This is a genomic window from Psychrobacter sp. KFRI-CH2-11 (assembly GCF_038239325.1).
In the GTDB taxonomy this organism is placed as follows: domain Bacteria; phylum Pseudomonadota; class Gammaproteobacteria; order Pseudomonadales; family Moraxellaceae; genus Psychrobacter; species Psychrobacter celer.
The window spans coordinates 3,090,372-3,103,094 of record NZ_CP151283.1 but is presented as its reverse complement, the minus strand read 5'-3'; the positions used below and the strand labels follow the sequence as shown (position 1 = coordinate 3,103,094).

At 46.4% G+C, this 12,723-nt stretch carries 12 protein-coding genes; 6 read left to right on the top strand and 6 right to left on the bottom strand.

Annotated elements, in window-relative coordinates:
- Positions 1–56 precede the first annotated feature (56 nt).
- The 4 genes from guaA (at position 57) to AADH33_RS12865 (ending at position 4,350) form a co-directional block, all read left to right on the top strand.
- Positions 57–1,667 carry a glutamine-hydrolyzing GMP synthase gene (gene guaA, locus AADH33_RS12880; protein ID WP_348549144.1) on the top strand — a complete coding sequence of 537 codons (1,611 nt, stop codon included), beginning with the start codon at positions 57–59 and terminating at the stop codon, positions 1,665–1,667.
- Positions 1,668–1,984: 317 nt separating this feature from the next.
- Positions 1,985–2,671, top strand: a complete 687-nt coding sequence (locus AADH33_RS12875; protein WP_100748609.1) for a DUF2628 domain-containing protein — start codon at positions 1,985–1,987, stop codon at positions 2,669–2,671.
- 45 nt (positions 2,672–2,716) lie between these two features.
- Positions 2,717–3,529: a hypothetical protein gene (locus AADH33_RS12870; RefSeq protein WP_348549143.1), complete on the top strand. Its 813-nt coding sequence runs from the start codon at positions 2,717–2,719 to the stop codon at positions 3,527–3,529.
- 122 nt (positions 3,530–3,651) lie between these two features.
- A complete protein-coding gene (locus tag AADH33_RS12865; protein WP_348549142.1) occupies positions 3,652–4,350 on the top strand; it encodes a hypothetical protein in 699 nt (232 codons plus the stop codon).
- A 265-nt stretch (positions 4,351–4,615) separates the two neighbouring features.
- Here AADH33_RS12865 and AADH33_RS12860 read toward each other — a convergent pair whose 3' ends face one another.
- Positions 4,616–5,593, bottom strand: a complete 978-nt coding sequence (locus tag AADH33_RS12860) for a zinc-binding dehydrogenase (protein WP_348549141.1) — start codon at positions 5,591–5,593, stop codon at positions 4,616–4,618.
- Positions 5,594–5,733: 140 nt separating this feature from the next.
- The gene (locus tag AADH33_RS12855; RefSeq protein WP_348549140.1) at positions 5,734–5,958 is read right to left on the bottom strand and encodes a DUF2798 domain-containing protein; all 225 of its coding nucleotides are present in this window, start codon (positions 5,956–5,958) and stop codon (positions 5,734–5,736) included.
- Positions 5,959–6,133: 175 nt separating this feature from the next.
- Between AADH33_RS12855 and AADH33_RS12850 the strand changes: the two genes are divergently transcribed.
- Positions 6,134–6,862, top strand: coding sequence for an aspartate/glutamate racemase family protein (locus tag AADH33_RS12850; protein WP_348549139.1), 729 nt, complete (start codon positions 6,134–6,136; stop codon positions 6,860–6,862).
- A gap of 62 nt (positions 6,863–6,924) precedes the next feature.
- On the opposite strand, the gene AADH33_RS12845 is transcribed toward AADH33_RS12850, so the two are convergent.
- Positions 6,925–8,457 carry an MATE family efflux transporter gene (locus AADH33_RS12845; RefSeq protein ID WP_348549138.1) on the bottom strand — a complete coding sequence of 511 codons (1,533 nt, stop codon included), beginning with the start codon at positions 8,455–8,457 and terminating at the stop codon, positions 6,925–6,927.
- A gap of 306 nt (positions 8,458–8,763) precedes the next feature.
- Between AADH33_RS12845 and AADH33_RS12840 the strand changes: the two genes are divergently transcribed.
- Positions 8,764–9,711 (top strand): alpha/beta hydrolase, encoded by a 948-nt coding sequence (locus AADH33_RS12840; protein ID WP_348549137.1) that lies wholly within the window; start codon positions 8,764–8,766, stop codon positions 9,709–9,711.
- A gap of 90 nt (positions 9,712–9,801) precedes the next feature.
- Here the strand turns inward: AADH33_RS12840 and AADH33_RS12835 are convergent, their stop codons facing one another.
- The 3 genes from AADH33_RS12835 to AADH33_RS12825 all read right to left on the bottom strand — a co-directional run bounded on the left by AADH33_RS12835 (position 9,802) and on the right by AADH33_RS12825 (position 12,722).
- Complete coding sequence (locus AADH33_RS12835; protein ID WP_348549136.1) at positions 9,802–10,845, bottom strand: NAD(P)H-dependent flavin oxidoreductase; 1,044 nt, start codon at positions 10,843–10,845, stop codon at positions 9,802–9,804.
- 472 nt (positions 10,846–11,317) lie between these two features.
- Positions 11,318–11,707, bottom strand: a complete 390-nt coding sequence (locus AADH33_RS12830) for a DsrE family protein (protein ID WP_207969013.1) — start codon at positions 11,705–11,707, stop codon at positions 11,318–11,320.
- 472 nt (positions 11,708–12,179) lie between these two features.
- Positions 12,180–12,722 carry an acyl-CoA thioesterase gene (locus tag AADH33_RS12825; protein WP_348549135.1) on the bottom strand — a complete coding sequence of 181 codons (543 nt, stop codon included), beginning with the start codon at positions 12,720–12,722 and terminating at the stop codon, positions 12,180–12,182.
- Position 12,723: the final 1 nt, after the last annotated feature.

Below are 12,723 nucleotides of genomic sequence, written 5' to 3'. Positions count from 1 at the left end.
AATGGGCGCAAACTTGTTAAAATAGGGTACTAATTTTTCTTGATGGACATCGATTTATGACCACTGCCGCTGCTATCCCTACTATCAAAGAAGATCGTATTCTTATTCTTGATTTTGGCTCGCAATATAGCCAGCTCATCGCTCGCCGTGTGCGCGATTCTGGCGTTTTTTGTGAGATGCTCCCTTATGATATCGACACTCAGCGTATCATGGACTTTGGTGCCAAAGGTGTCATCCTATCGGGCGGCCCTGAGAGCGTGCATGCGGAAAACAGCCCGCGTATCAATGACGCTGTGTTTGAGCTTGGCGTACCAGTGCTGGGTATTTGCTATGGTATGCAGGCGATGGCAGATCGCTTCGGTGGGCAGGTTCATGCCAGTGATATCCATGAATTTGGCGCGGCGACCATCAATGTCAATGGTCCCTCAAAGCTTACTAGTGGCATCGAAGATAGCGTCAGTGAAGACAAATCGACCACGCTAAACGTCTGGATGAGTCACGGTGATAAGGTCATCGAAGCGCCGCAAGGCTTTGATATCATCGCCAGCACACCAAGCTGCCCGATTGCCATTATGGCCAATGACGACAAGCAATACTATGGCCTCCAGTTCCATCCGGAAGTGACGCATACCTTACAAGGTCAGGCGCTACTCGGCCGCTTTGTCCATCAAATCTGTGACTGCGCCGGTGACTGGACACCAGATAATATCATCGATATGCGTGTGGCACAGCTCAAAGAGCAAATCGGTGACAAGCAAGTATTGCTTGGTCTATCAGGCGGTGTCGATAGCTCAGTGGTCGCCGCGCTACTGCACAAGGCAATCGGTGATCAGCTCACCTGTGTATTCGTCGATAATGGCCTGCTGCGTCTGCACGAAGGCGATCAAGTGATGCAAGTGTTCGCCGAAAACATGGGCGTCAAGGTCATCCGTGTCGATGCCGAAGATTTGTTCCTAGACGCTCTAGCAGGCGAGTCTGACCCTGAAGCCAAACGTAAAATCATCGGTAAAACCTTTATCGATGTGTTTGCTAATAGCGCCCGCGAAATCAGCGCACAAAGCGATGGCAAAACCATTGAGTTCCTAGCACAAGGGACGATTTACCCTGACGTCATCGAATCAGCCAAATCGCATCAAGGCAAGGCGCACGTCATTAAGAGCCACCATAACGTCGGCGGTCTGCCAGATGATTTGGCGTTTGAACTCGTTGAGCCATTACGCGACTTATTTAAAGATGAAGTGCGTAAATTGGGTATCACCTTGGGTCTACCAGAGAAGATGATCTACCGTCATCCGTTTCCAGGACCAGGTCTAGGCGTGCGTATCTTGGGTGAGGTGAAAAAAGAATACGCCGATATCCTGCGCCTTGCCGATGCGATCTTTATGCAAGAGCTTGAGCGCTCAGGCTGGTACGACAAAACCGCGCAAGCGTTTGCGGTATTCCAGCCGATCAAATCGGTCGGCGTGGTCGGTGATGGCCGCCGCTATGCGTGGGTGATTGCGCTACGCGCGGTTGAGACGGTGGACTTTATGACCGCGCGATTTGCCCATCTGCCGTATGATTTGATCGAGACGGTCAGTAATCGCATCATGAATGAAATCGCTGAGGTTTCACGGGTGACTTATGATGTGTCGAGCAAGCCGCCTGCAACGATTGAGTGGGAGTAGTATCAAACTAAAAATCTGATTAGCGTTGTCAAACTCGTTCAGCCTACTTGATGTAGCGCTATCACTCGTTTTCCTCGCTACTCAAATTTTTTGAATTGATATACAACTTATCAATAATCAAATGGTCTTGCTATAGGTATAAAAAACACTCAACTTGGTTGGGTGTTTTTTTATTTGAAATCAGCAAATAGTGGTAAAGCCCTTAGTTTTTATTGAACATTTGTTTTTATTAACTATAATGTAATCAACTTTAATTGGTTTTTTAAGATGTGAGTTGAAATAAGGTCAACAACCATTCAGTAAAAATAAGGGATAAGATGTTTTGTAATTACTGTAATCAAGAAAACTCAAATGACGCAGGGTCTTGCTCAAAATGTGGCCACCAGCTCTCTGAGGCTCAAGCACAAACACCGCCGCCGCTCACGACTATCAATATCGCAAAAGATGCACAAATCTCAAAAAGCCAGTCGGCTTCTGACCCTGAGGCAGCTGACACGTTGCTCGCGGCCTTCGTTGGCAAAAAATATGATGATTTTTACCGTAATAAATGGTTTAAGGACAGTGAGCCACGTTTAGAAGTTAACAATAATGGTTCGAGCATTCATAGTTTTAATTTTGCTGGGCTGCTTTTGGGAACGTCTTGGTTGTGTTATCGCAAAATGTACTTAGTAGCTCTATGTATTGTCATTGGTATTAACGCGGTTGATTTGGTTTTGATGCATCTGCTCGGTATGGAAATGTATAGCGCTATAGGTCAAACCAGTTTTTTTATCGCGTGGGCAGTATTAACAGGTATGTTAGGTAATTATTTTTACTTTAATCACAGCATCAAAAATATAAAAGAAGTCATGGGCGATAATATAGACCCAGCTATGCGTGAGCAGGAGTTAGCAAAAAAAGGCGGTACGACATGGGTTGGCGCAATTGTGGGTAGTATCTTGGTGGTATTATTATCAATGGGTCTGAGCTACTTGTTTGCCCCTGATTGGTTTTGGTTGGTGTAGTAGGTCTAATAAATAAAATTAAGCTAATAAGGTGAGACAAGAGCGGTGAAACCATTAAAGCAAGCATATGATTTGGAACTCACGGATAATGATCATGGGTGTGGTTGGGCATTTGGTCGCCCTGTCGGTATTAGCACAGAACAATGGCCGCGAAGCAGGATTAACGGGCTACCAATGGCGCACTTATGGACGATATTAGTGCCTGAAGCGTATCGCGTAAAAGGGAAAGATCTCGTGGCAATATCGCTTTTTCAAGCGGATGATCATGTTGAAGATAGCGTAGACGGTGTTGAGGATGTTATTAATAAATCAGCTGAGGCAAATGCTTCAGGCGCTACAGCATTTTGGTCGTCACTAAATCGTTACGCTAATAATCGTCACCCTCAAGAAATCTATCTTGAAGACATTATTGGCGGCGGATGGGTATTACTTTGGCTAACTAAAGAAGAGTTTGAAGGTGAAACGACAGCACTGCCTAATAAAGAAGATTGTATATATCCAGACTATGAGATTGAAGAATGGGGTAGCACTTGCTTTGTCAAAGATCAGCCTGCCAAGTTTGTGCAACAGACAGTCCGTATCAATGATCCAAATATTGGCAAATCGCTAAACGAATGGCCAGATGAAGACGATGAGGATGCTTATATTCCTATGTTTTCTGAAAAAGGGGAGGCGTTAAAGCTTGATAGGTTTCATGCAAAAACCCATTTTGGTGGTACGGCCAACCCCATTCAAGCGATGCCAGAATTTAGTCCTTTTTATATTGAGTTTGAAGAAGAGTTTGGTGATGCCAATATGGGCGGTGGTAATGGTCAAATCGATTTGCTGAATAATGAGTTTGATTGGGCCTGTGGCTAGTTGTTGATAATGTAGAAATGATTGCGTTTGGTCGTCAGCCATTCGCTCCATCTTTATTTCATCTTACTCATAACAGACTCACGTTAAGATATAGCAATAATCAAACCCAGTGTGAGACTGTTATGACCGCAAAAAATAAAAAATACGTCACATATCTTGTCCTATTTATTCTCTCGGTAAGCTTACTTAACTCTCCCTATTTTGGCAGTTTTGGACCGATTTTGAGTTTGCTGACTCTGCTATTTTTTCTCATTGCTGGGTTATTATTTTCGGTGTTAAATATATTTATCAAAGGATATAAAAAGCCATCTTCTTATATGCCTTTAGCGATATTTCCCATAGTTACTGTGATGGCATTTTATCTTTCAGCAATCGGTATGGGTAATCAAGTACATTTTTTGCTGAATAAAAGTAATTTACAAGCTATAGATACCCTCAGCCAAGAGGCCAACGTCTATCAAATAAGTAATATGCGGCGTCACCATAAGATACTAAATGATCAGCTTATCTCCAATGATGATAGCTATACAACTGAGCGAGAGATAGCGGCAGCTTATGCTGGAAAAATTAGAGCAGATAACTTAGAGGTAGAAAAAGTCGCTTTACTGCGTAAGAAGCTAGATCGCTCAGGTATCGTAAGTATGGCCCGAGAGGACGGTTATATCGTGCTAACGATGGGTGGCTTTTTGGATAATGAATTTGGTTACCTAAAAGCGCCGAATAATAATATTGAAGTTGGTTATATGATACCGCCTGATGGACTTACCGTCATATCTCTCACAGAGTTATATGATGGTTGGTATTTCTATTATACGACGTAAGTATGTTTTCAGATGCTGCTCAAGCGCTTAAGATCTCGTAAATACTTTAAAAAAATGACAGCACCCCAAAGGAGCACTGCCATTCTCTATTAAGCTTGAGCTTCTAAACCAAAACCTTAACCCCGCACATTCACCACATAACGCCCAACCGTCTGACTCGCCATAAAGCGATCTAAGTACTCAGGTGTCTGCTCAAAGGTAATCTCTTTAGCATAACTCTCTAGGTTAAGCGGTTTAATATAGGCAGGTATTTGTAAAAAACCTCTTATGGCTTTACTAGCACCTTACCGTTTTTGCCAGACTGCAATTTGCCATCGACCGCTTTTTTGATATCTGCCAAATCAAACACAGCCTCCACAGGCAGATGGAGCTTGCCACTGGTCGCACGTTCGATTAGCTCATCGATTAAGCGCTGTTTATTCTCCACGCTCATCTCTTGGCTGATTTTACTGCCCCAAAATCCTTTTACGATGGCCTGTTTAAAGATAAGGTGCGTCGGATTGAGCGTCATAGGCTGGCCTGACATGATGCCAAAGGACGCCAAGGTGCCACCATGACCGAGCAGTGATAATAAGTCGCCGCTGGCGTCGCCGCCGACAGAATCAACCGCTGCGCTAATGCTATCATCGCCGATGATTTGTCGGACTCGGTCTTTCCAGTCATCATCTTCGGTGTTGATATTGTGTTTGATGTTGAGGGCTGCTAGCTCTTTTATGGCCTCGCCACTCCGTACGACGTTGATGGTATGGACGCCGCGCGCCGCCGCCAGCATGGCAAGTGACTTGCCGACTGCGCCATTGGCGGCATTGTGAATAAGCCATTGCCCGCTTTTTACTTCTAAGAACTCCAGCAGCATCAAGGCACTGAGCGGCATGGCGATCAATTGCGCGGCCATCTCATCATCTAGGCTCTCAGGGATGGCAAACACCATGTCCTCGTCAGCGACAAAATACTCCGCCCATGTCGCTTGCACGCTGGCCGCCGCCACGCGTTGCCCGACTTTTAACTCCTTAACGTCACTACCAACGGCGTCAACAATACCCAGCGCTTCACTACCGCCGATCGCCGGCAGCTCGGGTTTAAAGCCATACTGACCGCGCACGGTGAGCAAGTCATGGTTGTGGATAGAGGCGAGGATGGTTTTGACGCGTACCTCATTGGCCTGTGGCTCAGGGATAGGGCGATCGCCGAGGCTGAGGACTTCGGTGGGTTTGCCAAATTCGTTATAAGTTGCGCTACGCATAAGCATTCCTTTATTGTCGTTTTAACGGTTTTTAAACGAGCGAATATCTGTGTAGGCATCAACACTAGCAACTCTAGCAGCGTTTAATCAGTACTTTTTTGGTTAAGGAGTGTTGTCGTCGCCTCATTGTGCTCATGGTTTTAATAAAACTCAATACGGCTCAGTACATGCTCTTGAATAAAATATGCGCAGACATAGGCGCTTGGCCAAGCAAATACAAAGCCTAGTCCCCATGAACTAAGTAGGTCAGAGAAAAAATGATCACTATAGCCTGCTTTGACCAGTATCAGCGCCGCTGAAATAATAAGCGACATCATCATGGCCATCAGTCCAGTAAATACTAGGCGATATAGTTTGCGGCTCATACGTATTCTTAGTTTCGGTAGTGCCATAACGCATTTTTGTCCTAAAGGTTTTATAGGGAGCTATCATATAACCTATATGTAACTAGGTAAATTGGTTATTATCAAACACTAAGTTCTTTAAATGTTAACGATATCGATGGCATAAATAAACCAGACTACTCAATAAGAATAGACTATGAAAAGTAACGATAAGGCTAGACCACAACGTACATTAGGCATCATCGGCGGGATGAGCTGGGAGAGTACCGAAAGCTATTATCGGCTGATTAATGAAGGTATCAAAGCTGAGCTTGGCAATCTGCATTCAGCGGATTTGCTCATTCATAGCTTAGACTTTGCCCCGATTGGTGAGCTGCAAGCAAAAGGCGATTGGGCACAGATGGGCGCGATACTAGCCAGCAGCGGCAAGCGTCTGCAAGCGTCTGGAGCGCAAGGGCTGCTTATTGCGACTAATACCATGCACAAGGTGGCGGGCGAGGTACAAGCGGCCACAGGATTACCGCTTATCCATATTGCCGATGCAACCGCTACAGCGATTCAAGCGCAAGGACTGACTAAGATAGGCTTGCTCGGTACGCAGTTTACGATGACGCAGGATTTTTATAAGCAGCGCCTGACAGATAGCGGCTTCCAAGTGATGATACCTGAAGAAAACGCAAGGGCAGAGGTGCACCGCATCATCTATGAAGAGCTGTGCCAAGGACAGTTGCTTGATAGCTCAAGAGCGTATTACAAAACAGTGATTACGCAATTAGCCAATGCAGGCTGCGAGGGGGTGATTTTGGGCTGCACTGAGATTAGCTTGCTGATTAAGCAAGCTGACAGCCCCATCCCTGTGTTTGATACCACTGCTATCCATGCGCTAGCGGCTGTAAGGTTTTTATTGGACAAGGCAGTCGGCTAAATACTGCAAAGATAGCATAAAGCAAAGCCTGCTGCGAACGTTTAGCCTTTATCGTAAGTTGGTTAATGGCTACCATGAACCTTTTCATGCACTTTGATGATACGGCGCAGCGGTAACCGTCTCCATGGTGTCGTTGGTAGGGCGTCGCGGCATGCCGAACAAGTACCGACATGGGCGCGGTAACCTTCGGTTCTTTGTGCGGCTTCCTCTCCAGATAAATGCTTGCCTTTACGCCAGCCGCCATATAGATATAAGCCGCCGCCCATTACCGCAGTGGCGACCATACCTGCAGGGAATGAGAGCCACAGAGCATCAGACCCAAGAATCGGATACATCCCAAAAGCAAAGCCCAAGCGCACCGGATACATCGAAATCGCCATGACAACCAGCGGCCAGATGACATAACCATTAGCACGCATCGTCCCAAAGAACACTTGCGCTATCCCAAAGAACATAAAGCCCCAAGTCGCCATGATTTGAATATGACGCCCGATCGGTACGGCTGGACTATCACTGCCCAAAAAGAAGCCCAAAATCGTCTTATCAAAGATAGTCAATATGCCGATCATCGTCCCCGTCAATACCACGTTAAAGATAAGCCCCCAACGAGTAATCCCTGCCACGCGCTCCCATTGATTAGCGCCGATATTCTGCGCGACCATCGCACTTGCGGCAGCGCTGAGTGCCATCGCTGGCATCTGTACATAAGTCCACAGCTGCTGGGTGGCGCTATAAGCAGCGGTGGTCTGTACGCCCTCACGGTTAATCAAGGATAGCATCGTCAGTGCGGCGGTGGAGATAACGATCATCTGTAGTCCCATCGGCAAGCCTTTCGAGAACATCGACTTCAAAATACTAAGCTCGGCCTTCAGAAATCTCAGCTCTGGCATACTCAAAGTCAGCACTGAGCCGCGCCAGTACATCGTCATCACCATGCCGATGAGTGCCAAAGTATTGGCAACAGCAGTAGCAAAGGCTGAGCCAAAAATACCCCATTCAGGAAACGGCCCTAAACCCAAAATCAGCGTCGGCGTCAAAATAACATCTATTACCACCGACATGGCGATAAACCAAAGCGGCGTGGTGGAATCACCGGCTCCGCGCAGCGCCATCATCATCAGCGTAAAGGTGAGGGTGACCGGCATCGCAATAAAGATCATGCGCAGATAAGTCAAAGCAAGCTCAAGCGCGCTCGCTGGCGTGCCGAGTAGATCAAGCAAAGTCGGTGCAAATATCCAGCCTATCGCTGACAGCAAGATACTGATCGGTACAATACTACCAAGCGCCGTTCCCATCGTGCGCTTGACCTTGACATTATCGCGCTCGCCCATCGCCTGACCGATAAAAATAGTCGCTGCCATCCCAAACCCAAAGACAAAGGAGATCATAATAAACATCAAGATATTACCATTCGCCGTCGCCGCCAGCGCTTCTTCGCCCAAAAACCTGCCGACCCAAACGGCATTGATCGAGCCATTGAGCGACTGTAGTGCTGAGGAACCAAGCGTTGGCAAGGCAAACAGCAGCATGGTTTTGGCGATAGACCCTTTGGTGAGGTCACGCGATTTACTGGAGGGCTTACTTATGTCGCTCAAGTTGCATCCTTTTGTGCCACTTTGATTGGGCTTTATTGAGTGTCAGTTGGGTTTATTTAAGAGTAAATAGTGAACTTAGAGTGGTATTTATAACCGCCACTGCTATTAAAAGCTCCTATTATAGAGGACAACGCTTAAGCTATCTGGGCTAGAAAGGTAAACAAAAGCTAACGATAGTCTTGTTTATAAACACGAGAGATAAGGTTTTGACTAGAAAGTTATAAATTAAAAAATCTAGGCACAAGTTTAGCGCTAAAATCAAAGTCAAAATGTATTTTCACTCTATCTTCCAACAAGGATGTCTTTATGCTATTGAAACGCCTAGGCCTTGCCGCACTATTTAGTCTCTCTATCGTAGGCTGTACCACAGCGCCCAATACGTTTGCCGTTAACACCACTCAAAAAATTATCCAATATGAGCGCAATAAGTCTGATCTAGACGTCAAAACATTCACGCTAACTTCTGGCGACAAGTTAGTTTATGCCGAAAACGCCAACCTAACAGGCGAGCCACTACTTCTCATTCACGGTTTTGGTGGTAATAAGGACAACTTCACCCGTATCGCTGACGAGTTAGAGGACTATCATCTGATCATTCCTGATCTGCTGGGTTTTGGTGAGTCGAGCAAACCTATGAGCGCAGACTATCGCTCACAGGCACAGGCCACGCGCTTACATGAGCTGTTGCAAGCTAAGGGATTGGCAAACAATATTCACATCGGCGGTAACTCGATGGGCGGCGCGATCAGTGTCGCTTATGCCGCAAAGTACCCAAAAGACGTCAAGAGTCTATGGCTCGTCGATAGCGCAGGGTTTTGGTCAGCAGGCGTGCCAAAATCGCTTGAGGGCGCAACCCTTGAGAACAATCCATTGCTGATCAATAGCAAAGAGGACTTCTATAAGATGTACGATTTTGTCATGTATAAGCCACCTTATTTGCCAAAGTCAGTCAAAGCGGTATTCGCACAAGAGCGTATCAATAATAAGGAGTTGGACGCCAAAATCCTTGAGCAAATCGTCACTGATAGTGTCGAGGAGCGCGCTAAAGTCATCGCGCAATATAAGATTCCAACGCTTGTGGTTTGGGGCGAGAAGGATCAAGTCATTAAACCTGAAACGGTCAATGTGATCAAAGACATCATCCCGCAAGCGCAAGTCATTATGATGGAAGATATTGGTCATGTGCCGATGATTGAGGCGGTGGATCAAACGGCGGAGGATTATAAGGCCTTTCGGGAAGGGCTTAGTAAGTAGGTATTTAAATTTGTTTTAAACCAGAAAGAAACATCAGGCGCTCTGGTGTTTCTTTTTTTGTGCTAAAAGGTGGTATTTACCTCGATCAAACTACACCTCTTTTACTAGCCTTTCTAACAACTCAATCGTCTTTTCTTGTCTAACCAAAGCGACTCCTTGTCCTGCCCACAAAGACTGATGTTCTACATCAAGGTTCTTTTTGGCATGCGCACGTAAGGCTTTGGTCATGGCATTTAATTGCGGGTAGGGTGGTAGCTCCTGTGCACCTTCAAATTGCGCAAAGTCATGCAAATAATCATTGAGCAAACCGCGTGCCTGCTTGCCTGAAAACAGACAGGTTAAGCGGGTTTCGCTACTGCGCTTGCCCGTGCTGGCATCCAGTAAGGCTTGCTTATAAATATCATTGATTCCGCATTTATCTGTCGTCAAAAATGCCGTGCCAATTTGCGCCAGCTCAGCACCCGCCGTCTGTACTGCTTTGATGGCGTGCCCCGTCATGATGCCGCCCGCGGCGATCAGTGGAATATCGGTGCAAGCGCGCGTTTGACCAATCAATGTCAGCAGCCCCATGGGGTCATTTGCGCTTTGTGGTAGCCAGCCACCGCGATGGCCGCCCGCTTCGACGCCTTGTACGCAGACGGCGTCCGCGCCAATATCCGCCCATGCTTTTGCTTCGAGTGGATGATTGGCAGTACCGATGACATGCGTACCTAGACTTTGCAAACGCTGTACGTGCTCAGCACTGATAATGCCAAAGGTAAAACTAGCGACAGGAACGGGATTGTCATAGAGGACTTGTAGCTGCTCGTGAAAGTTGTGCGCTGGACGTTCAGGTAACGCCATGTCTATATTATGCTGCTGATAATACTCGCTTAACCAAGCAGGGATTTCGCTATCCAAAGTAGTAGAATCATGCTCAGATAACACCATCAGATTAATCATAAAAGGGCGATCGGTCAGCGATTTAAGCCTATTAATATGGTCATGCAAAACCTCTGGCGCCGTCGTCCCACCTCCCAATGACCCCAATCCACCAAAATCGCTCACTGTCAGCGCCAGCTCAGGGGTGGTCGCTCCTGCCATTGGTGCTTGAACGATAGGATGGGTTAACTGCAGAGTATCTAGTAAGGACATGAGGGGGTCTCCTGTTGATTTTATACCAAACCAAAAAAGCACAATAAATGGCGTTAAATCGCTCAGTCGCAAAATAAGGCAGCTGCGCTCATTTGTTCGGCCACTTCGGCTTTTGGAAATAGTCATTTCGAAATAAAATCGATACGCTCATATGAACGTGCAACTGGTATAAATTTTCCTTGCTTGCTGTGTCTACGCTGACAGATGCTGCGCAAAATTCATACCAGCTGCACTGTATCGGTTTTAAAGTGAATTAACTATATATGGTTATGAGAGTAGCATGACTTACTGTAGCAAAGCTGGGCGCGAGGTGGGTGAGATAGTGTTTATTTAGTTGCTAAATAAGGATAGCAGAGGCACCGTAAATCGTCGTCAAACGAGCTCAAGGAAAAACGATATAAAACATAAAGCTTGATGCAAAAAAGGTCAGATGTTAAACCTCTAAAATCTGACCTGTAGGGATAAAAATCGCTTAGTTCAACTGCAGCGATCCTTTGGCGTGCATTAGCAGCGCCACCACATCATCACCGCTAATCTTGGTAAAGCGGGTGTCGATAGCAGTGTCTTCAATACGGTTATGTTCCATACACGCGCCGCACACGAGCACATTGCCGCCTTTGTCGATAAAAGCTTCTAGCAATTCTTTAGCAGGTTTAAATGGCGCGCCGATATCGACGTTATCTAGTGCATTGGGCAGTGCCAAGTGCACCGCATCGACCATTAGGATGACTGAGGCTGAGTGACCTTGCTCAAGCGCTTTGCCCGCCATGGTAAAGGCGAGAGTGATTTTGCTGGGATTGGACTCTGCGTTATCAAATAACGTGCCCACGTAGTCCGTGCGATAGTCCGTATTATTTGCCATGCTATTCTCCTTATGGACGATGTTAAGTAGTAACATATGACTAGATATAGTGAGTTCAGTATAAAAACGATACAGTGGGACTGGGATAAATTTTACGCAGCCTCTGTCTGCGCAGGCACAGCACGCAAGAAAAATTTATACCAGTTCCACGTTGACATATAATGTATCTGTTTTATTTAGAATCGACTATATCACTATAGCACTTACTATACTTATTTATATAATGTCTTGTTGGCAAATAGTAGTCATAAGGTTACTCTCTGGTGACTTACGCTACCGCTTAGATACAGTTAAGGAGCATTGAATATTCACAAACAGGTACCGCGCGATTGGTATTTATTTGCCTTGCGTGCTGTACTGACGCCGATAGATGCTACGCAACATAAACACCAGTAGCAGGTGGCGCTACGTGACACCATGTCATATAGATTATCTTGCATGCCCGTTTTATTGAGGATTGACTATCTGGGTGCTACGCTTGCGGCGGCCATGGACGGTCGGCATCACTTATGATCCACTCTGCTACGTAGCCTGTCGGCGGTAGCTGCCAGTCTGATTGCCCCATCACCTCTAGGATGCGTGCGGTTTTTATTACCTTGCCGCCTTCGGTGACGCCAGTACGTAGTAGAGCGGAGGAGCAGGGTTTGCCCTTGACCCACATTGACTGCTCGATATAGATCCAGCGCTCATCAAAGCCCACTACTCTGGTCTTGAGCGTGACTTTGTCAAAGGCGCGAATACGCTTGCGGTATTGGATGGTACTGCCAGCGACCACCAAGCCCCAACGCTGCTTGAGCAGTTGACGACCCAGCCCGCTCCGTACTGCAAAGTCCGTACGACCCAAGTCATACAGAGTGAGGACGCGGCCATTATTCATTTCAAGGAAGTTGTCGATATCTGACAGACGACAGCGAAAATGGATTTCGCTGGTATCTTTAAACGTTAAAGTACGGCCTCTTTTTACTTGTAGCGCAGCATGCGCGATGGTGCTGGCATAACGAATAAATGGATACATA

Bases quoted from the DNA above. Each gene is read 5' to 3' on its own strand.
- AADH33_RS12825 (WP_348549135.1), bottom strand. From the start codon at position 12,722: ATGTATCCATTTATTCGTTATGCCAGCACCATCGCGCATGCTGCGCTA.
- AADH33_RS12860 (WP_348549141.1), bottom strand. From the start codon at position 5,593: ATGCGTAGCGCAACTTATAACGAATTTGGCAAACCCACCGAAGTCCTC.
- AADH33_RS12830 (WP_207969013.1), bottom strand. From the start codon at position 11,707: ATGGCAAATAATACGGACTATCGCACGGACTACGTGGGCACGTTATTT.
- AADH33_RS12865 (WP_348549142.1), top strand. From the start codon at position 3,652: ATGACCGCAAAAAATAAAAAATACGTCACATATCTTGTCCTATTTATT.
- guaA (WP_348549144.1), top strand. From the start codon at position 57: ATGACCACTGCCGCTGCTATCCCTACTATCAAAGAAGATCGTATTCTT.
- AADH33_RS12835 (WP_348549136.1), bottom strand. From the start codon at position 10,845: ATGTCCTTACTAGATACTCTGCAGTTAACCCATCCTATCGTTCAAGCA.
- AADH33_RS12840 (WP_348549137.1), top strand. From the start codon at position 8,764: ATGCTATTGAAACGCCTAGGCCTTGCCGCACTATTTAGTCTCTCTATC.
- AADH33_RS12850 (WP_348549139.1), top strand. From the start codon at position 6,134: ATGAAAAGTAACGATAAGGCTAGACCACAACGTACATTAGGCATCATC.
- AADH33_RS12855 (WP_348549140.1), bottom strand. From the start codon at position 5,958: ATGAGCCGCAAACTATATCGCCTAGTATTTACTGGACTGATGGCCATG.
- AADH33_RS12875 (WP_100748609.1), top strand. From the start codon at position 1,985: ATGTTTTGTAATTACTGTAATCAAGAAAACTCAAATGACGCAGGGTCT.